This is a genomic window from Fischerella sp. PCC 9605, assembly GCF_000517105.1.
In the GTDB taxonomy this organism is placed as follows: Bacteria; Cyanobacteriota; Cyanobacteriia; order Cyanobacteriales; family Nostocaceae; genus PCC9605.
This window is the reverse complement of the sequence record NZ_KI912152.1, coordinates 200,231-219,871: the sequence shown is the minus strand read 5'-3', so window position 1 is coordinate 219,871 and position 19,641 is coordinate 200,231. Positions and strand designations below refer to the sequence as shown.

At 42.7% G+C, this 19,641-nt stretch carries 22 protein-coding genes and 5 pseudogenes; 16 read left to right on the top strand and 11 right to left on the bottom strand.

Going from position 1 to position 19,641, the window contains the following annotated elements:
• The first annotated feature begins 2 nt into the window (after positions 1 to 2).
• From FIS9605_RS0131110 to FIS9605_RS0131105, 3 genes and pseudogenes are all read left to right on the top strand, one after another.
• On the top strand, positions 3 to 1,424 hold the full coding sequence (locus tag FIS9605_RS0131110) for an ISKra4 family transposase (RefSeq protein WP_026736036.1): 1,422 nt from the start codon (positions 3 to 5) through the stop codon (positions 1,422 to 1,424).
• A gap of 166 nt (positions 1,425 to 1,590) precedes the next feature.
• Positions 1,591 to 1,713 (top strand): hypothetical protein, encoded by a 123-nt coding sequence (locus FIS9605_RS46275; RefSeq protein ID WP_269321089.1) that lies wholly within the window; start codon positions 1,591 to 1,593, stop codon positions 1,711 to 1,713.
• A 199-nt stretch (positions 1,714 to 1,912) separates the two neighbouring features.
• Positions 1,913 to 2,362: pseudogene (locus FIS9605_RS0131105) on the top strand (tyrosine-type recombinase/integrase); the annotation flags it as partial.
• A gap of 452 nt (positions 2,363 to 2,814) precedes the next feature.
• Here FIS9605_RS0131105 and FIS9605_RS0131100 read toward each other — a convergent pair.
• Positions 2,815 to 3,204, bottom strand: a complete 390-nt coding sequence (locus FIS9605_RS0131100) for a helix-turn-helix domain-containing protein (protein WP_026736034.1) — start codon at positions 3,202 to 3,204, stop codon at positions 2,815 to 2,817.
• An 83-nt stretch (positions 3,205 to 3,287) separates the two neighbouring features.
• Between FIS9605_RS0131100 and FIS9605_RS43360 the strand changes: the two genes are divergently transcribed.
• The 7 genes from FIS9605_RS43360 (at position 3,288) to FIS9605_RS46270 (ending at position 6,853) form a co-directional block, all read left to right on the top strand.
• Complete coding sequence (locus FIS9605_RS43360; protein WP_155960606.1) at positions 3,288 to 3,425, top strand: hypothetical protein; 138 nt, start codon at positions 3,288 to 3,290, stop codon at positions 3,423 to 3,425.
• Between the two features lie 164 nt (positions 3,426 to 3,589).
• Positions 3,590 to 4,069, top strand: a complete 480-nt coding sequence (locus FIS9605_RS38880; RefSeq protein WP_155960605.1) for a hypothetical protein — start codon at positions 3,590 to 3,592, stop codon at positions 4,067 to 4,069.
• The gene (locus FIS9605_RS40110) at positions 4,024 to 4,401 is read left to right on the top strand and encodes a hypothetical protein (protein WP_051470207.1); all 378 of its coding nucleotides are present in this window, start codon (positions 4,024 to 4,026) and stop codon (positions 4,399 to 4,401) included. The genes FIS9605_RS38880 and FIS9605_RS40110 overlap by 46 nt, the downstream gene beginning before the upstream one ends.
• On the top strand, positions 4,398 to 4,877 hold the full coding sequence (locus tag FIS9605_RS0131085) for a hypothetical protein (protein ID WP_051470206.1): 480 nt from the start codon (positions 4,398 to 4,400) through the stop codon (positions 4,875 to 4,877). Before FIS9605_RS40110 ends, FIS9605_RS0131085 begins: the two co-directional genes overlap by 4 nt.
• Position 4,878: 1 nt before the next feature.
• Positions 4,879 to 5,685, top strand: a complete 807-nt coding sequence (locus FIS9605_RS0131080; protein ID WP_026736032.1) for a DNA cytosine methyltransferase — start codon at positions 4,879 to 4,881, stop codon at positions 5,683 to 5,685.
• Between the two features lie 248 nt (positions 5,686 to 5,933).
• Positions 5,934 to 6,332, top strand: coding sequence for a hypothetical protein (locus FIS9605_RS0131075; protein ID WP_026736031.1), 399 nt, complete (start codon positions 5,934 to 5,936; stop codon positions 6,330 to 6,332).
• A gap of 398 nt (positions 6,333 to 6,730) precedes the next feature.
• Entirely contained in the window at positions 6,731 to 6,853 is a 123-nt protein-coding gene (locus FIS9605_RS46270; RefSeq protein WP_269321088.1) for a hypothetical protein, read from the top strand.
• A 126-nt stretch (positions 6,854 to 6,979) separates the two neighbouring features.
• Here FIS9605_RS46270 and FIS9605_RS44505 read toward each other — a convergent pair.
• Positions 6,980 to 7,148, bottom strand: a pseudogene (locus FIS9605_RS44505) (transposase); the annotation flags it as partial.
• A gap of 99 nt (positions 7,149 to 7,247) precedes the next feature.
• On the opposite strand from FIS9605_RS44505, the gene FIS9605_RS0131065 reads away from it, so the two are divergent.
• Positions 7,248 to 7,955 (top strand): IS6 family transposase, encoded by a 708-nt coding sequence (locus FIS9605_RS0131065; RefSeq protein ID WP_026736029.1) that lies wholly within the window; start codon positions 7,248 to 7,250, stop codon positions 7,953 to 7,955.
• A 236-nt stretch (positions 7,956 to 8,191) separates the two neighbouring features.
• On the opposite strand, the gene FIS9605_RS0131060 is transcribed toward FIS9605_RS0131065, so the two are convergent.
• Positions 8,192 to 9,322 (bottom strand): ParB/RepB/Spo0J family partition protein, encoded by a 1,131-nt coding sequence (locus tag FIS9605_RS0131060; RefSeq protein WP_026736028.1) that lies wholly within the window; start codon positions 9,320 to 9,322, stop codon positions 8,192 to 8,194.
• 5 nt (positions 9,323 to 9,327) lie between these two features.
• Positions 9,328 to 10,143: pseudogene (locus FIS9605_RS38875) on the bottom strand (ParA family protein).
• A gap of 457 nt (positions 10,144 to 10,600) precedes the next feature.
• Here FIS9605_RS38875 and FIS9605_RS0131045 point away from each other — a divergent pair.
• Genes FIS9605_RS0131045 through FIS9605_RS0131035 form a run of 3 tightly spaced genes read left to right on the top strand, consistent with a single transcriptional unit; the run spans position 10,601 to position 12,036 of the window.
• Positions 10,601 to 11,236: a hypothetical protein gene (locus FIS9605_RS0131045; RefSeq protein ID WP_026736026.1), complete on the top strand. Its 636-nt coding sequence runs from the start codon at positions 10,601 to 10,603 to the stop codon at positions 11,234 to 11,236.
• Between the two features lie 42 nt (positions 11,237 to 11,278).
• Entirely contained in the window at positions 11,279 to 11,743 is a 465-nt protein-coding gene (locus FIS9605_RS0131040) for a XisH family protein (protein WP_026736025.1), read from the top strand.
• Entirely contained in the window at positions 11,713 to 12,036 is a 324-nt protein-coding gene (locus tag FIS9605_RS0131035) for a XisI protein (RefSeq protein ID WP_026736024.1), read from the top strand. Before FIS9605_RS0131040 ends, FIS9605_RS0131035 begins: the two co-directional genes overlap by 31 nt.
• Before the next feature lie 24 nt (positions 12,037 to 12,060).
• On the opposite strand, the pseudogene FIS9605_RS46795 reads toward FIS9605_RS0131035, so the two are convergent.
• The 7 genes and pseudogenes from FIS9605_RS46795 to FIS9605_RS43350 form a co-directional block, all read right to left on the bottom strand.
• Positions 12,061 to 12,882 (bottom strand): annotated as a pseudogene (locus FIS9605_RS46795) (WD40 repeat domain-containing protein).
• A 35-nt stretch (positions 12,883 to 12,917) separates the two neighbouring features.
• Positions 12,918 to 13,629, bottom strand: a protein-coding gene (locus FIS9605_RS38870) for an IS6 family transposase (protein WP_231510524.1) whose coding sequence is annotated in 2 segments (ribosomal slippage) — positions 12,918 to 13,409 and positions 13,411 to 13,629 — 711 coding nt in all. Because the reading frame shifts where the segments join, the coding sequence is not laid out codon by codon here.
• Between the two features lie 78 nt (positions 13,630 to 13,707).
• Positions 13,708 to 14,451: an FkbM family methyltransferase gene (locus FIS9605_RS41455; protein WP_231510523.1), complete on the bottom strand. Its 744-nt coding sequence runs from the start codon at positions 14,449 to 14,451 to the stop codon at positions 13,708 to 13,710.
• Between the two features lie 204 nt (positions 14,452 to 14,655).
• Positions 14,656 to 14,778, bottom strand: a complete 123-nt coding sequence (locus tag FIS9605_RS46790; protein WP_442854743.1) for a hypothetical protein — start codon at positions 14,776 to 14,778, stop codon at positions 14,656 to 14,658.
• On the bottom strand, positions 14,775 to 15,341 hold the full coding sequence (locus tag FIS9605_RS0131005) for an ABC transporter transmembrane domain-containing protein (protein WP_026736020.1): 567 nt from the start codon (positions 15,339 to 15,341) through the stop codon (positions 14,775 to 14,777). The genes FIS9605_RS46790 and FIS9605_RS0131005 overlap by 4 nt, the downstream gene beginning before the upstream one ends.
• 1,050 nt (positions 15,342 to 16,391) lie before the next feature.
• A complete protein-coding gene (locus FIS9605_RS42005; RefSeq protein WP_155960603.1) occupies positions 16,392 to 16,703 on the bottom strand; it encodes a transposase in 312 nt (103 codons plus the stop codon).
• A gap of 199 nt (positions 16,704 to 16,902) precedes the next feature.
• A pseudogene (locus tag FIS9605_RS43350) lies at positions 16,903 to 17,016 on the bottom strand (IS1/IS1595 family N-terminal zinc-binding domain-containing protein); the annotation flags it as partial.
• A 102-nt stretch (positions 17,017 to 17,118) separates the two neighbouring features.
• Between FIS9605_RS43350 and FIS9605_RS0130995 the strand changes: the two are divergent.
• On the top strand, positions 17,119 to 18,336 hold the full coding sequence (locus tag FIS9605_RS0130995; protein ID WP_026736019.1) for a glycosyltransferase family protein: 1,218 nt from the start codon (positions 17,119 to 17,121) through the stop codon (positions 18,334 to 18,336).
• A gap of 32 nt (positions 18,337 to 18,368) precedes the next feature.
• Entirely contained in the window at positions 18,369 to 19,229 is an 861-nt protein-coding gene (locus FIS9605_RS0130990) for a class I SAM-dependent methyltransferase (RefSeq protein WP_026736018.1), read from the top strand.
• Positions 19,230 to 19,641: the final 412 nt, after the last annotated feature.

Below are 19,641 nucleotides of genomic sequence, written 5' to 3'. Positions count from 1 at the left end.
GTGTGAAATTTAAAATCCAAGTAGTTGTTGAATCAGAATCAGGAGAAACCCAATTAATTCAAGAAATTTTACAAATTGAAAAGGGTAATCTACAGCCTGAAAACTTAGGACTAACGCTAGCTCAAGGCAAAGAATTATTGCTTCAGACACAACGCAGCATAGTTAATCAACAAATAGCTCTATATCAAAAACAGCAAGAATTATGCTCAGATTGTGGCAAAAAGTTATTGCATAAAGATAAGCGGACAATCACACAAAGGACACCTTTCGGTAAATTAAAACTGCAATGTCATCGATTATTTCACTGTGCTTGTACCGAGCAAGCAAATCGTAGTTTTAACCCAGTAGCCAACCTGCTAAAAGAGCGCACATCACCGGAATTGCTCTACCTAGAATCAAAATTTGCATCTCTAATGTCCTATGGACTGTCCAGCAAACTCTTACAAGAATTACTACCATTAGAAGGAGAAATAAACGCTACATCTATACGCAACAATCTACACTCACTTGGTAAGCGTTTGGAATCGGAGTTACCAGAAGAAGCAGGAATATTATTTGAGGGTTGCCAGAGAGATTGGGATAGGCTTCCCAAACCTGATTTACCGTTGGTAGTAGGTATGGATGGAGGATATGTTCGTTTCTATAACAGAAAAACTAAAACAGCAGGTCAGTTTCAAGTTATTGCAGGCAAGAGTATAAAAGCAGACGGTACATCCAAGCGTTTTGGAATGGTTTATTGTTACGATACCAAACCCCAACGCCGTATATTTGAGGTGCTAAAATCCCAAGGAATGCAAATGAACCAACAGGTCACATTTTTATCAGATGGTGAAGAAAGTATTCGTGACCTACAGTATTATCTGAATCCTAATGCAGAACATATACTCGATTGGTTTCATATCACAATGCGGATAACTGTGATGAAACAAATTGCCAAAGGTATCACTAAAGAAGATTTGGAAACAGGTATTTCGAGCGAATCCATCCAAAAAGATTTGACCTCTTTAAAGTGGTATTTGTGGCATGGGAATGTATTTAAAGCATTATCAAAAATTGAAGATTTAATTGACAGTGCCTGTGCATTAGCTTCAGATGATTATGATACTGAACCAAGCCTGGAGGCAGAAAAACTCTGTGATCATTTAGAGGAATTTGAAACCTACATCTCAAATAATGGTCAGTATATTCCAAATTATGGCGAACGCTACCGTAATGGAGAGCGTATTTCCAGTTCGTTTGTAGAATCTGCTGTCAATCAAGTTATTAGCAAACGATTCGTTAAAAAACAACAAATGCGGTGGACTCCTGGATGTTGCCATCTCCTTATTCAAGTCCGAACGCAAGTTTTAAATGATGAGTGGGTTAGTAAATTCCAGCAATGGTATCCCGGATTTAGGGTTGATAGTGAGCTTGCAGTACTCTAATGCTTCATGCTTTAAAATACCCCATCTCAATGTTATTAAACTTACTTTAACAGCACAAATTTCTGTAGAAGACTGGCTTAATTTTTATGTCTATGTGCTTACCAACTTTCGTGTCTAAGTTGGTAAAATCAACTCGTATACCCCAAGCTTTTCAGGAGTTTGGGTCATGGTCAAGCAGCTCGTCCAAGTACCGAAAGTTGGTAAAAATCAAAAAGAAGAGCGTCAATCGCCTAACTCTCGCAAATACTCCTCAGTCAGGACTAGAGAACATTTGTTACCTTCGATGTAATGAATTTAAAAATGGCGGAGCCTTTTTATATGTTCAGCAAGCCCGATGATTTATTGTGGTGGTGGCACAGCACCCTTAAGGGTGCTGTGCTAGGCTCCGCCATTTTTAAATAGGAGGAGACTGTAACCAGAAGAAGTTGAATTGATGCGGTCAGCTATCAAAAAATCCAAGGGTCGTCACGCTCACGCCCGACTCAACCCTAATTTTGTTGATCTACCGTCACGGATTGCGAGTGGCAGAGGTGGCATCTCTGCGCTGGGAACAAATAGATTGGAATGGTGGAACAATTTACGTGAAGCGGGTTAAAAAAGGTACTCCGTCTACTCATCCTCTTTACTCTGAGGAAATTCGTTCTCTCCGTCAGCTGCAACGAGATTATCCTGTTAGTCCCTATATTTTCCAGTCCTCTCGACGTGGCCCGTTGGCACATGATACGATCACCGGCATTGTTGAACGGGCTGCTAAGTTGGCTGGTCTACCTTTTAGAGTTCATGCCCATATGCTGCGGCATGGAACAGGTTACCCCAAGGCGAATCGAGGCACTGACACTCGGACAATTCAGAGTTACTTGGGGCATAAAAATATTCAGCACACTGTTCGTTACACTGAACTTGCATCTACCAAGTTTCACTTTCTTTGGGATGATTAATGTTGAGAACCCCTGCTAAATTGTCGCCTCTCTCCCCCGAAAAAAATCGCTCTCTCTTAGAAGACTCTTTGTCGTCGTCCTTCCATCCCTAACTAAGAATGCTTTATGCTATCAATCGCTCCTGTACCTCTACACTCAAAACCTTTGCTACTTACAGGTCGAAGATTAACGAAAAGTTATTAAGTAAAGATATTATGAATGTTTCGCATTAACTGTGTGTATTTCTTACATAACCAGCAATTATCAAGCTATTTCGTGTATCAATTTCTAGATTAAACTTGCAATAAACAGGGTGATAAATGTAACAAGTACGATGAAAGACAATAGACAAAATGTACTACCATCTACCAGCTACAAGCACGCAATATTGGGAGTTGCTGATATTGGTAACACAAAATTCTTCAACCTGCAAGTAGGCAAAAATCAGGATAATTACTGTGCTTTCAAGCAGCTTATGATACAAGCTGACTGCGCAAATGGCGGACTCTGTTGGCGATCGCACTCATTGCGTCTAACAGTTCATCTTCGTCAGCATTTTGAATAATCTCTACAAGTGACTGCCCAAAAGAAGATGGTGATTGCTTTTGATTAGACACCAATTTAAAAAAGTGTTGTCTAGAACCAGGCGCAAGGTTATCTACACCGTCCAACAGTTTTGAGAGAACGGTGGTACTCACATCACGCTTGCCCCGACGAAATTCGCTGATGTGATTCTCAGAAACTCCTGTCAACTTTGATAACTCTTTTGCACTAATCCTATAGAACCTTATCGTCGCATCAAACGACGTTGATAGAGGTGACACAGGTAATGAATCCGCCAAGTCAATATTGTTAACTTTCATTACAGAATTAGCTTATGTGCTAACAGGATGATAGATTTATACAGCGATCGGCTAATTATAAAAATTTTAGACCCTTTCAGTCAATGTTAAACCAACATCGACTGATGGAGTTAGCCAAAACACAGGCTGAGGCTAATCACAACTATATCATCGGCTTGTTGATTTTACCTTTAATGGTGCATCTAAATATCGCCTTCCGCTATATGGCGATACAACAATAGATTAGCAATAAAAACTTTTTTGTTCATCAACAAAAGCCGACACAGAATCTTCTTAGCAGTGAGAAGTCTACTTTGATGTGGGTTGTGTGCAGCCAAAAAATAAACCCCTATCTGGCCGGATGGGGTTTGGATTCGTAATTTTTATTTTCCTTATGAGGTACATTATGACGCAAAACGGCGTAAAAATTCAAGGGAAGTTTTACCCACTCCAGCCAGAGGAATGGTTAGAAGCTTGCCGAGAATTAACGCAAGCACAACTTGCTGTACTGTACTACATCCGCACCACTGACCCCTATAACCAAGGGATAGAGATTAATTGTGCAGAAATAGCTCGTCTACTGTCAAAGCCAGAACGCATAGTTCACAGGCAAACCGTAAGCCGCGCCCTAAAGGAACTGGATGCAAAAGGATTCATTGATTTAGAACTACTGCAAGTCAAAGCCAAGGTGATGGCTAAGGGGATATGGTGTGATGACGCACCTGTGGTGTGTGAAGGCACCCAAGGTGTGATGACGCACCCAGGGTGTGATGACGCACCCAGCGCGATCGCTACGCACCGCGATCGATCGCTACGCACCACGCGGAGTCTGAAACGCTTGTGGAGACTGAACCCCAGAACTCTAAGATTAATAAGATATATATAGACTTTTTAGACTCTCTCTCAGAAGGCGAAAGAGAGAGTTTTTTAGAGTTTGGGAAGAACAAAGCCGCCCAGCTTCCCAGACCGCCCGAATTGCCTCTCAAATGGATTGAGGCGAATTTTGAAGAGTTAGCTGCCCAGTGGCGAAAAACCCCCAGTGGTGTGGCAACTAGCAGCAAGTGGGAGAACGACCCCCGTTGTCAGGAATGGCTGGATAAAATTCGCTCGTTGGGGTTCGCTGCATTTATTTACGAAAATGGCTCACGCGATAAGGAGAGGGAGGATTTTTACAAGTGGGCTAACTCTAAAAACCTAATTTGGGGAGATGAATTATGAAACTGCCACAACTCCCCCCAGAACCAATACGCCGCGAGGACGAACCGGGATACGAAAAAGAAATCTGGCAACCGTCGTGGAATTGCTTCTGCTGCCAGGATACGGGCAAAGTCCAACCAAATTTAGTTCGCCTGGTAATTCCAGAGTACGACTACGATCGCGATCGCATTCCAGTTTGTCAAGCGCCTGGGTGCTCGGCTGGTACAAGCTACCTTCATTTAGAAGGCTGTATAGACATGAGGCTAAGAGCCGCCATTTGTCAAGAGTTAGACCGGATTGAACGAGAAAATTGGCGACAGACGACCCTTAATAAAGTAGCACTGATTCAAGAGCGAATTAAGCAAACTGCGGCAGCAAAAAGCTTGAGACAACACGATCGTACCCATGACGAAGAGATAATGGCAGCCGAACGCCACCAGGTAGCATTAGCTGAGGCTGACAAGGCAGTGGTAGCGAACTGTGGGGAGGAAGTATGAAATGCTCCGACAAATTGACCTCTGCTCAGGAGTCGGTGCAGGTTTCCCCCTTGTAGGAATTATTACAGGAGGAATCCAATTGTGTGGACTCTGCGAAATTGACCAATTCTGCTGTGACCGACTTCGCGATCGCTTCAGAGGTGTCACCATCTACCCAGATGTGCGCGAACTCTGGCTTGAAAGAGGAGATGCAGATATCATCACTTCCAGCCCTCCCTGCCAACCATTCACAGTTGAAGGAAAGCGACTTGGAAGCGCTGACCCAAGAGACTGTATCCCAGCCGTCTTGCAACAAGTTAGACGAGTTCAACCCAAGTTTGCAGTCATCGAAAACGTGCCTGGATTGCTATCAGCTCCCATTATTCCCGGAGACGAACCCGGCACATATTTTCGGCAGATGCTCCGGGAGCTTCATGGCAGTGGGTACGATGCACAATGGGTTGTTGTCCCAACAGCCCAGTACGGCACTCTCTGGCAAGGAGAAAGGCTCTTGCTTGTTGCCACGTCCCGGAGCCTTGAGCTTTGCTGGGAACGGGCGACCCCCTGGTACGACCAAATCAGAAGCAGCTGCGAAGAAATTGGGAATTATCCAGAAAAACGAGGTTTACAACCCACAATGGCTAGAACTACAGTTCGGACTGCCGCCGGGGTGGACATCGCCCCAGGAGTGTCGAGCGGCGACGGAATTACTCGCGCCCGTCGCGCCGCCCTCGGAAACTGTCTCGACAATCGGCTTGCTCAAATCGCCCTCCGGCGGGTACTCTACCTCAACGGACTCATCGAAGAAGGGGAAAACAGAAAAGGGTAAGGGGAAAGGGGAAAACTCCCAACCTCCAAAATCTAAAAAACCCAAATCCTCTGACTGTTGGTACACTCCACCCCAACTTGTTGAACTGGTAGTCCAGGTGCTAGGGGAAATTGACACCGACCCCTACGCCGACGATGGCAAACATATTCCGGCACGGCTACATTACACCGCTCTTGATAACGGGCTTGATAGGGAGTGGCTTGGGCGCGTATTCATGAACCCCCCCCTACAGCTGTCCTGGTAAGTGGATGGAGAAGCTGCAAGCTGAGGTGGAAGCTGGACGGGTGAGTGAGGCGATCGCTCTAGTAAGCGCCGCCACTGACACTAACTGGCTTAGTCCGGTGTTGAAGGTGCAGCCTGTGTGTTTTTGGAAGGGCACAATCAAATTCCTCGATGCCAACTACCAGCCCAAGCTACCTGCACGACAGTCTCACTGTTTGGTGTACTGGGGGGAGAACTGGGAGAAATTTAAAGAAGTGTTTGACCCACACGGTTTTGTTTCTGTTCCAGCAGTACTAACAGTTAGCCCAACTGTTAGTACTAATGTTGAGTGTGAGTTGGAGTCTTCTGAAGTACTAACAGTTCACTCAACTGTTAGTACTAAAAGGCGGAGTCGAGGCGAGGGTACGGGAAAAATACAGTGGTGAACTATAACTAAGAAGAACGGTAAGCAGTATCAGCAAGCTTGGTACGACTGGCAGATTCATTCTGGAGGAAAGACTATTTACAAAAGCAACTACATCCCCAAACGCCTGTTGCCCCAAATTCAGCAGTTAGAGTCAGAAAAAGCACCTGTGAGGGAGATTCTGGGGGTGTTGGGGGTGGTGGAATGAGGGGCGATAAGCGAAGCGATTACGCATAAAGGCGTATCGCTACTCCTTTCTTGGATGCAACCAGAGCGTTCGCACCTTGGGCCTATTGGTGTGGGATTTGAGGTGTGAAATTCAGGAAATTTTCGTATTATTCCTGTATAAGAACTGACGGTTCGCCCATTTTTTTCAAGTTAGGAAAATTGAAAAATCTAGCTTTAATCAAGGTTTAAGATATGCGATCTATAGTACTTTTGAACCAATGTATTGGTCACGGATATAAGCCAAAGCGCGATCGCTCTGGTGAACAAAAGCTGAAACCCTTATTCTTTCGTTCCGTACTTTTTCTAAGTACCTAAAAAATGAGCGAACCGGGAGTAATTAGTGGCAATCTTATTTGCATACTCATCAATTTGTTTGCAAGTCCTTAACCCCTCTTGCTTTGCGATCGCCCCTCTGAGAGGATGTTGAGAAAGTATAAATGGTTACACTAGTTGTCTGAGCATGAGCCTTACCATAGCTGTATAGATGAAAGCTTCTGAACTGGCAGGTAGAGTTTCATAATCAATAGTCAACCGTCGATAGCGCACCAACCAAGCTAGAGTTCTCTCCACTATCCAACGCGCCCGGCAACACTTTAAAACCCTTACCTGGTTTACGCTTGACCACTTTCCAAGGTTGTGTTGCAAAAACTGGAGTGGGTCTGGTAGATATACTTAGGGAAGACTGTCTAAAGCCAAACTGATCCCGTTGATGAACCGCAAGCACCCCTTCAAGTGGCGTCACTTCCAATCCGACATTATCCTGCTGTGCGTGCGTTGGTATTTACGCTACCCACTCTCGTACCGTAATCTAGAGGAGATGATGCTGGAGAGGGGACTAAGTGTAGACCATACAACGGTGTATCGTTGGGTTCAAGCTTATGCCCCCGAACTGGAAAAGCGGTGCAGACCACACTTGAAACCAACTAATGATTCATGGCGGGTTGACGAGACATATATTGAGGTGAAGGGTGAGTGGAAATATCTGTACCGGGCAGTAGATTCTCAAGGCAATACTTTGGACTTTATGTTGAGTGCCAAAACAGACGCACGTGCGGCAGAACGATTCTTCCGTAAGGCTTTGAACTGTGTGCATAACTCCTCGCCACGAGTCATTAATGTCGATAAAAATGCGGCTTATCCCAAAGCCATCGATTTACTCCATGCAGACAAATCTCTCCCCAAAACTAGTGAATTGCGAAGAGTCAAATATCTCAATAATATTGTCGAGCAAGACCATCGTTTCATTAAACGCCTGGTCAATCCAGGGATGGGGTTTGCTTCCTTCAATACAGCAAGGCGAACTTTGAGGGGATATGAAGCAATGAACATGATTCGCAAAGGACAAATCAACGGAGTCGATAGAGACATTCGGGCACAAGCAAAATTCGTGGAGCAAATTTTCCTAGTTGCTGCATAACGAGAGCTGATTGATAGGGAAAGCTCTACCCTTAAAAAGTTTTTGCAACACAACCACAAGTAGTCACACATACACCAGTTTTAACCCCAATTGATACAGAGGAAAATATTGTAGGTAAGCCAAAAGATACTCCATCTACACCCCGGCAACAAGAAGCTTCGGACGACGAGACGTTCACACTCGATTTTGATTTGTAAGCGCCAACCCTGACAACACAGGCAGAACTATTGGTACTCTTACTTTTGCTTCAAAACTTCTTCAATTTCTGCCAACTTTTGACGCAAAACTTCTTGAAGTTCCACTAGTTGAGTTTTTTCAGCTTTCTTCAACGACTCTAAAGAAAGTTTTTGCAGACGACGCGCCTCTTTTGCTACTGGCTTAATTTTGTCAGCAGGCGTTGATGATTGTGCTTGGTTTTCTATGACTGACGAGACTAATTTTCGGGTAGCACTAGCAGATAGTTTCTTAGTCATCACTTCCTGCGTTGTATCCACCCTAATTGATTGCGCGTCTTCTTCGCTAACTCCTAAATTTTTTGCTGAAAGTTTTTGTAGTGCCATTGCGTGAACGCCTTTTAATCCGCTTCTGATAGCAGCTTTCAGGTCTGATGCTAGTGACAGCATCGGGAAAATGTTGGCATCAATAGAGGCGGGATTGAGCTGTAAATCCAACAATAATGCCAATACTGCTTTTTCTGAATCACTTAACCCCAAATCTTCTAAACCTTGCTGTTGCTCTTGAGAGTCAGCCGTAATCAGTTCTACAACAAAGTTCATCCGTTTTTGTGCGTTCAGCCGCCGCACCACTGTAGAGAGAATACGAGGAATATCTTGAGATTCTAGATCGGTGTTGCTTGCTATTTCTCGGACAATCGCTTCTGCCTTATCGAGGGGATTGAGGTCTTCGCGGTGTAGGGAGGTTAGTAGTGCTTTGCGATGTAAGCTTTCAGGTTCTGGAATGATTACAGCTTGGAGATTCTGCCAACCCAACGTTTTGGCACTACGCCAACGCCGTTCCCCATCGAATATAACTAACTTCTCTCGCTGAACAAGAATAATTGGTTCCAATTGTCCATCATTCGCCAAAGAACGGGACATTGATTCAATACTTTCAGATAAAAATGTCTGTCTGGGTTGTTCTCGGTTTGGCTCAATTTGTTCAATGGGAATGGACAGGATACCCGTTTGTGATTGGAGTTGCTCGCGCAGTGCGTTAAGATGCGCCTCCAAATCAGCCGACCCTTTTGAACGAAGTTCTTCAATTTCTGCTCTTAATCGCTGTATCTCTTCTTCAGCTTCAGATAACTGCTGGGATTGCTTGGCTGCTGAAAAATAATTGGTAAGGTCAGGAGTTTTACGAGCGCACATAAATATTATTTTGTTTTTTTGGTTTTATTAGTTGGCTTTCCAATCAAATTTACTAGTTGAGAGGTAATTTGTTTAAAATCATCCTTAGCAGGATGGCTAGGGCGATAAAGATGTATTGGCAATCCTTGACCGCTAGCATTAACAAATTCGGCGCTATCCCGAATTTCAGGAAACGCACGAATATTTATCTGCTGCAACTGTTCTGGTAATGCAGCCAACATCTACCGATGAGTACCCCGTCGAGAATCATATTGGTTGGGGACAAACCCGATAATTTCTGGAGATGGTTTTAGGCGTAAGTGCTTACAATGGTAGTAGTACCACTCTATTAAATGAGCTGCTCCTTGAATTGATTTTGGTTCCAGTTGTACGGGAATAATGACATGAGTACAAGCAGCCAGAGCCATCAAAGGCAAAGGTCCAAGAGTCGCTGGGCAATCAAAGATAATTAGGTCATGCTCAAGTGGATGGTCAGTTAAGCAGTCTCCTAAAAGGTAGGCTCCGCGTTTGTGCAGCACTAGTTCATCCGCCGTCTGAGTCAATACCATTCCACCTTGACAGATAACCACTTTATCAGTGTGTTCGCTCCAGCAGTGAGTTAAAGGCCAAGAACCGTCAAAATTATCTTTTAGCACAGCAGCCAGCGTTTGTTCCGGCTCTGGCGGTTGCAAACCACAAAAGAGGGTCAATGACCCTTGCGGGTCGAGGTCAAAGAGCGCTACAAGGAGGCTGCGAAGACCTAGTTCGTATGCCAAGTGTACCGAAAGCGTAGTTTTACCACTTCCCCCAGCGTTGCTAATTACAGCTAGTCGAACTTGCATGACCTTACTTTTGGAATGTTATTTCAGCATCATATATGGAGATGGAGACATCATATATTGATATATGATGAATGGAAATACAAATTTATAGTACTCCGTTACTTTAGGGTTATACTCTAATTCTTAAATCTGCGCTAACTCGCTACCCTTTCCAACAACCCCAAAAATTTCGATAAATTAGCCTAACGATGCACTCATTGGGACAGACACAAGTGGAAAAAAAGGAAGTTCACGTCAAAGCGCACGTTCGCCTGATTAGACAAAAAGTGTATCGCTTTGTCTGTAAAGAATGTAATGGTGTGGTTGAACGTATTTGCTATCCTTCTCGACCATTATTTTGTGAAAAATGCCGACCCCCGAAACCAAAAGCCCAGAAAATTCCACCTCAGCCGATTGCCAAATCAAAGAAGAAGCCAAGCACAAAAAAATCTGCTTAGTCTCGAAAGCTTTATAAACAATGGTTCAAACAATACAAGCAAAAGATATTAGCCTGCTTGACTTAGAAACTAGATTTGGTCTGGTGATGACTGAGGATGACCAATTTTTTACAGAGTGGCAAAAAGACTTACCAGAAATAACAGACTCGGAAAAGCAACGACTTGACCGAGTTAAAGCAGCTTATTCAAACTTACTGAAGTATTCTCCCCTACTTGAAAACACCGTCAAGATGGTGGTGTTATCTCCACTGTTGGATTTAGCAGACTTTTACTTATCTCCCTTTCACGTTAAATCAGAAAAGTCTGTGGAAATTTCGGCAGAAGATGAAGGTGTAATTGTCAAAGGTAATATTGATGTCTTAGTTTTGTTTGAACAGCTGGTGGTAGTAGTTATTGAGTCTAAACAGGCAGCTTTTTCTGTGGAGGTGGGTAAACCACAAATTCTAGCTTATATGCTGGCGATCGCTAACTCTGACAAACCAACCTACGGGCTAATCACGAATGGTGGTAGTTTTATATTTGTGAAATTGGTGAAACAAGAAACGCCAAAGTATGCTTTTTCTCGGCTATTCTACATTTTTAATCCAGGAAATGAACTGTATACAGTTTTGAGTGTGTTAAAGCGACTAGGGCAATTAACGAGAAATAGGAACTGAAGCTATAGTACAGAGGTTTGAAGCTGATGAGGTATTAATATAGTGCCGCAAAGAGATGCAATTCATGAAATTGTTAAACAAGCGATTATTAAAGATGGTTGGAATATTACTGCTGATCCTTATGTCATATCCTACGGAGAGCGATTTTTATTTGTAGACCTTGGGGCAACTAAATCTAATAAAATTAATAATATTCAGGGGCGTTTCATCGGGGCAGAAAGAGAAAATAGCCGAATTGCGATAGAAATAAAAGACTTTAGAAGTAAATCTGCGATTGGTGATTTAGAACAAGCTCTAGGTCAGTATATTCTTTATCGACTATTGCTAAACAAAGTTGACCCAGGACGTGAAGTTTACTTGGCAATTACCGATATTATCTATGATGAAATATTTAGCGAACCGATAGGTGAACTTGTTATTAATGACCTACCCTTGAAATTAATTATTGTAGATGTAGAGAAGGCAGAGGTAAAGCAATGGATACCACCGCGCACTATCGCCAAATAGTTAAACAAGTTATTGCACAATACGCGCAGTTACGACCATCGCACGGGAACATTCGGCTGGATACTATATTTGATGATACTCAAAACCGTTATGCCCTCATGCAAGTAGGTTGGGATAGAGGGCGACGGATAAGAGGTAATTTAATTTATGTGACGCTGCATGATGGCAAGGTTTGGATTGAATATGATGGCATGGAAGCTGGAATTATTGAAGATTTAATTGCCAGGGGTATTCCAGAAGATAATATAGTTTTAGCTTTTTTACCAGGGGAAGATGTGCCGTTGACGGCATGAAAAAGATAATTATCATTTCCTACTTTACAAGTTTTCATCTTCCATCGCGCCTAATGCTTTGAGCGTGGCTTTTTCGGCTTCCGATAAACCTGTAACGCCTGTGATATTCATACGTTCGTAAGGTCTGTCTGTTAGAGTTTTTAGGCATTCGCCTGTTTCAACATCCCAAAGCTTGATACTCTCATCTTCGCTACCACTGATCAAAAATTTACTGTCTGAACTAAAATTAACTGATCTTACTATGTTGGTGTGTCCTATTAACGTTTTGAGACATTCACCAGTATGAACATTCCACAATTTCACCATCTGATCACCACTACCAGTAGCTATAGTCTGACCATCAGAGCTAAAGGTAACTGAACGCACTCAACCATTGTGTCCCGTTAAAGTTTTGAAACATTGACCAGTGCGGATATCCCATAACTTCACTGTTTGGTCAGCACTACCACTGGCTAAAGTTCGTCCGTCAGAGCTAAAGATGATTGATCTTACCCAGTGGGTGTGTTCGAGCAAAGCCTTAAGGCATTTACCATTGCTAACGTTCCAGAGTTTTATTGTTTTGTCATCACTGCAACTGGCTAGAGTTTGACCATCAGGACAAAATACTATTGATCTTACCCAATCATTGTGTCCTTTACAGGTTAAAAGTAGTTGAACATCATCAACTTGCCACAGGTGAACGTTACCTAAAGCGTCACTCATAGCTAAAAGTTGTCCATTCGGATTAAATGTTACAGATAAAATACTACTGAAAATTTGGAGAAAAATAGACTTAGCTAGATCAGCTCTAGAAAAATTGACACAACGCAAGCTTGCCTCAGTAAAATCGGTTCTGTTGCAAAAAATGTTTGGAGTGATAACTGCTGGGAAGCAAGATTGATTTATGCAGCAACTCCAAAAATTTGAGACAAGAATTCTACTTGACCTAAAATGTCTCCTTTTGCCACTCCTTGGAGCTGTCCTTTTCTAATTGTGTTCATCATTTCATAACCAATAATTGTCCTTCTAGCGGTGTGAAATGATTTGAAGCCAAGACCAGGATTGACTAACTTCTTGATAAACCTATGGTCTTGCTCCACAAGATTATTTAGATATTTGTTTTGGCGTAACTCACAAGCTTGAGTCAATGTTGATTCGGCTTTCAACTCTTCAATGGATGTTGGATAAGCCGCGTTTTTGTCCACATTAATTACACGAGGAAGTTGATTGCAAGTTATCTTTAAAGCTTTGCAGAAGAAACGTTTAGCTGCTCGTTTATCTCTTTTGGCACTCAGCATAAAGTCAATAGTATTGCCAGCAGAATCAACANCTCGGTACAAATATTTCCACTTACCTTTCACCTTGATATAGGTTTCATCCACGCGCGCCTGTTTCATTTGTCGGCTTGAGATGTGAACGACACCGTTTTTCTAGTTCTGGGGCATAGTGCTGCACCCATCTATATATAGTCGTATGGTCAACGCTTAGCCCCCTCTCGGTCATCATCTCCTCCAAGTTGCGGTACGACAATGGATACCGAAGATACCACCCCACGCACAGCAGGATGATTTCGGCTTGATAGTGCCGCCACTTAAACGGATGCTTGGGCTTCATCTGGATAATATTAAATCTCCAGAGAGAATATTCTATTAGCGAGGCAGCGATTTTTGCAACAGAACCGTTTATGCAGAGTTAACTATCTCGCACGGCAAGGAACTGAAAGTTGTATTTGCTCTTCTTCTGTCTCGGCTGAAAGTAGAGGGCGTAGCCTTTCGATTCAATCTGTCGCAGCAGTCGATGCATACGTTTGTGAAACTCCAGCAGCGGTGTTCGGCCCTTTTCGAGTTCAAAAATCATTTGTCTCGGGCAGATATCACTTTCCATCAGTTTCTCAAGTACGGGCATAGCGGTGCCTTCGATATCCATCTTGAGGATGTCGATCCGGTTGTGTGACAGCCGTTTCATTATGGTCGGCAGGCTGTAGCAGTCCAAAACTAGGTATTTGGTGGTTTGAAAGAGGTTGGTTATGGATAAGTTCTGTAGTTTGCCCTTTTCTTCCTTCTTAAAATAGAAAGGCATGGTCTTGTCTTCAATCCATACGCCCCACGGATAGAACTTCAGGTAGAGTCGATCCATTACCTTTACCATATAATCAACGGCGACCGGGGTTGGGTCGAACATATGGATATCACAGCCGAACGCTTTGTGCAGAGCCTCATCGAATTCGATGTTCCTGCCAACACCACAGGAGTACACGATGTCGTGCTGATTCACGCAGCTAACGTCAATGTAGTAGTTGCCGCACAGCTGGATGTCTGGCGTGTGCTGCTTTGTGGTTTTCCGCAAACGCCAATCGGCGTAAAGATATACAAGCCGTTCGAGGCGGTAAGAGAGATCCACCGCCATTTTGCGTGTGTAGGAGGCATTTCCAATCAACTGAAATACTCTGTGAAGAATACCGAGATGTGATTCTAAATGTTTCTTTACAACTGTTTTTGTGTCTAAATCGCTTGTTGTCTTTAGAGTACTTTGTGTGATTTCAGGTGAATTCAATGAGGACATATGAAGAGCCTTAAACAGCTAAAATTTGCCAATATTATTTGGTTCGGGCGTGATTCTAAGAAGCGGGTTAACCGACATCTAGGTTAGGTAGGATACTGGTGAACCTGACCGTACGAGTTGGTCTTGCAACTTTTGCTCTTGTAATTCGGAATTCACCAGTTGCTGGTAAATTGCAACCAGTTCATAGTTGAGCTTGTTCATGTCGTAATCAATACTTGCACTGTCCGTTCCAGCGCCGCCGAGAGTTTCAGAGATTGGACAGCTTCATCCAAGCTCTTGTTGTTTTGCTGCACAAAAATGCTTTTCAGCAGATTATGGAGAGAAAGCGCCTGTACCACCTTGATGGCACCAATCGTATTACCCGTTGTTGAAGCTAAGACACCTTCAGAAGTCCGATGTTTGCGTGCAAACTTACGAATGCGGCTAACCAAGCGGCTTGTTAACAGAAAACACAGAGGAAAAATAGCGATCGCCACCAACGCCAGTTCCCAATTGAGCCAAAACATGATCGCCATCATACCCAGCAAGGTGACAGTGTTCGTTAGCAAAGGCAGAACAGTTTTGATAGTGACAATCCGCATTCTTTCAATATCAGCTGTCACGCGAGCGATCAAGTCGCCACTCTTGAACTGCTGGTAAAAAGACAGGGAAAGATGCTGCAAGTGACTGAAAAGATCGACACGTACCTCTGACAACACCTGAACAACAGCCAAGGACATACCATAGGTACTTAGGTAGGCTGCAATGCTAGATAGCCCTCCCATAAATACTTGAGATCACAAGCAAAAAAAGAAAGATTACTACGATACATTTACAAGTTCCCTGTGCTTATTCTCTTTCATGCTTTCTTCTACTAGTTCAGCCTTTAGTCTCAGTAAAACACCAAATGTTCAGAACCCATATTGGCTCAACTGAGATGAAATCCTTTGTGAGCGTCAATAAACAAACGCTATTTCAAATAGCATAGTAGTGTAAAATGCTGTCACTAAATGATGTGTAATAATTTACTAATTTTGTTTTTTTATACAATCATAGATTGATTTCACAAAAAAAACGAAGTAAAGAAAACAACACAGTATTGACAAATTGCAATATCTGAAAAAACTTGAATTTGAGTAACATTTATACAACAACAATGATTCTTACTGTATAAAGCAGAACAGATTCTAGAATTTTCTTGTAATTTGATATTTTATATTTTTATATGAACTATTAGAGAATTTTTGATACTCTAAAATAGTAGAAATTAATCACAAACAACAACTTAAGCACTATAATTAGTCTAAAAAGCTTGTTTATTAGATTCCATAAAGTATGTCCATATCTAGTTGAACCATTAAAATAATCAATAAAAAGATAAGTTAAAAAACTTATTCTACCGCAGTACTAAAAAACAATCATCTAAGATGATATAATTATCGCCTTTTGCACCTACATAGAGAATTGGTATAAGTTCAATATCAAAATCAAGATTTTCATTTGTAAAGATGGTTTGGAATTGATATTCTTTACAGAGATTGAGAATCGAATTGGAAGTATGTCGCTTGGATACTGATTAAAAGGTAGGCGCTAAAAATCAGTTCCCACCAGTGTCTAATACTGGCATAGTCTGTCGGACGAAAATCAGCCCAAACAAGTTAATTTTTTACTTGTTTAAATCCATAAGTGAGTTGAGTCACACAGCAAGTGAGTCAATAAGTAAGTCATGGGAAAAATTTATAAGTATGTAACAAACAATTAAGCAGAAGAATTAGAGTTAAATCTTACACGTTGCGTACTTGTAGTTTCCCTTGGATGCTCTAGCTTGAACTCCATCAATCACAGCTCCCGGCAAGGTCTAACTCGTCCTCAAAGATTTTCGAGGCTAATTCATCTTTTTTAAGGTGTTGCCACTCCAATTCAATCGGGTTCATTTCCGAACAATATTTAGGTAAAAAGAAGATGAACAAACCCATGTCTTCCCACTTTGCCCATAACAGAATTGCTTCTTTACACCGATGTATTGGACCGTTGTCCTGCACGATGACTCTAATACGTCCAGACTTTTCGGCTTCGAGTGCTTCTTGTTCCATCATTTGAATATAAGATTTGCGTGAAACGCCGCCAATCACGCTTACTGTACACAAAACTAATTAGGGGTTGAAGAAACCAATAATACTTAACCTTCGTCCCCGACGCTGGCTTTGTTCTAGACGTTTTTGCTCACAAAGGAAGTAATAGCTGTAGCTGGGTTCACTCCAAGCACAAAACCCTGATTCATCCACATACTTTTAATCTATTTCTCCAACAGCCGCAGATAATTCCAACATTTCTAAGTCTGCTTAGCGGATCGTACACGTCGATAAATTGACGATTGCAGTTGGTGCAAATGTCCCACAGTTTACCTCTTCGCTTTCCATTCTTCTGGATTTTCGTAGACCCACAGTATGGACATTGCATAGTACATGACCTCAATTCATCCCTCCATTATGCAACGCCCTGGTTCGTTTCCAAATGACCCCCTTTTTTTAAGTACCTGTCTTAAGTGGAGGTAATGAGCACATGAAAAAGATCATGTTTTACTGCCAATATCTTTTGGGGATGGGGCACCTTGTTCGGAGTACAGAAATTCTCCGTAGCCTGGTTAAGGATTTTCAAGTTTGTTTCATTAATGGTGGCCAGATTGTGCAGGGGTTTGAAATTCCACCAGCCGTTAAAGCGCTCAACCTCCCGGCGCTCCGATCGGAGTCTGGGGCACAAGGAGTTCAGGAACTCAAGGTAGTGGACAGTTCCCATAGTCTTGAGGAAGTTCAAGAAATCCGAAAAAATCAGCTTCTTACAACGTTCAAGCAGTTTGAGCCGGATTGTTTAATTACGGAGTTTTTCCCGTTTGGTAGGAGCCTACTCTTATTTGAGTTGATGCCACTGTTAAAGCAAGTGCAATCCACAGGACGTTCAACAAAGGTGGTCTGCAGTCTTCGAGATATTGTCCTGGCGAAGTCAAAACCAGATCGAGCACAACAGGAAGAAACAATTTGTAAATTGATGAACCAATACTTTGATATGCTACTGGTCCACTCAGATCCAAAGCTGCAGAGATTAGAGGAAAGCTTTTCTAGAGTCAAAGACCTCACTTGTGAAGTGCATTACACAGGGTATGTTGTGCAATCCCCGCCAGATAATCTTATAGCTACTGATGAGGATATCGCCAGTCTCAATTCAAGAGAACCGATGATTTTGGTTAGTGTTGGTGGTGGAAGATTAGGACATGAACTGCTGGAATGTATGGTGGAAGCAGCTCCGATTCTTGAAAGAGTTTTGCCTCATCGCCTTCAAATATTTACTGGACCTTTTATGCCAGAGGAGAAGTTTTTACAACTGCAAAAAAAGGCAGTGGGCAGAACCAACATCACTCTACGGCGATACACCCCAAACTTACTTGCCTATATGGAAAAAGCAGACCTTTCAATTAGTCTAGCTGGCTACAACACTATAATGAATATTCTCAGGACTAGGGTCCGAGCCATGGTTTTCCCCTCCAATAAAGACCGGGAGCAGCCTACAAGAGCTGAGAAACTAGAGCAACTTGGAATAGTTGAAGTCATTCGTCCTCATGAGCTAGAACCTAATCACTTTGCCAGAAAAATTATTACCTGTCTCAACCAAAAGACTGCTGCGGTCAGCTTTGATTTTATTGACCTTAGTGGTGCATATAAGACCGCTAATTTGCTGAAAGAGTTACTTCAAAGACAGGTTTGTGCTGTTTATTCATCTGTCTAGCAAGTGATAATTCTAGAAGAAGTTTTTGAACTATGGACGCACTTCGCGCTTATGACCCTACGTTATTTAAGGGTGCTGCCTGGTATTACGCTCGTTACAGACCACGTTACCCAAGCACATTATTTGCACTGCTATCGGAGGCATTCAATCTGAACGGACAGGGACGGCTCCTAGATCTCGGGTGTGGGACTGGTCAGATCGCAATTCCGTTGTGCGATCGTTTTGATGAAGTAGTTGGAATTGATCCTCAGCCTGAAATGCTAATTGAGGCTCAAAGGGAAGCAGCAATGGTTGGTGCTAGCAATATCACATGGGTTGAGCAACGGGCAGAACTCATTTCTCAATCTTTAGGTTTCTTTAAACTCGTTACGATTGGCAGAGCCTTCCGCTGGATGGATGAGAAAGTGGTTCTCCAACGCTGTTATGAGCTGCTCTTAGATGATGGTGGGCTAGCAATCATTAGTACCGGCGGAAGCTTCTGGAAAAATTCTGAACCTTGGAAGCAAAAGACCATCGAAGTTGTGAAGAAATGGCGGCTGGGCGAGCAATATACCACTCCTGATATCTCCAAAAAAGATCTGCTTGCTAGATCGCCCTTCGCTCTCAAGAACCCCGACAGCAGCTACACTCGCTCCAAAATCACCAAAAAAGATCTGCTTGTTAGGTCACCCTTTGCTCGGGTGGCACAGCATCAATTAGAGTTCGAGCACATTTGGACTATTGAGAACATCATCGGCTATTTGTACTCGACATCCTTTTGTTCGCGAACACTTCTTGGCGATCAGGTGACGCAATTCGAGGCGGATTTGAAGGAAGCACTTCTCTCGTTAGAGTTGTCGGGGCAGTTTAAGGAAACAAAACCACTTTCGGTACTCCTTGCATGGAAGCGATAAATCTCTAAGAAATTCATTTTGACTAAATTTTTTGAGGTAAAGAGGCAAGTTATGTAGCAAGGGTTTGGGGAGATTGAGAATTTTGTGTATCTTGAGGTTTGGGAACAAGTTCAAGACCGAGAGCCCTAGCTTTTTTCGGGTTGCGATCGCGCCCGTGGGGCGCTCTCAAGCAAGAAAAAGTTGAAAAAGCGGAGGTAAAAGTTGCATGAAAAAGATCCTGCTTTTCTTTCAAAATAATTTGGGTATGGAGCATCTTGTTCAGTGTACGGTAATTGTTCGTAACCTGGTTAAGGATATTTGTTTGAAGAAAGCTGAACTTCAACTGAGTGTGTGTTTTAGAAGAAGCAATTATGAAAGACTAAGTTGACGTTACAACATACAACATTTGAGTATTCACTAGACATGGTGGTGT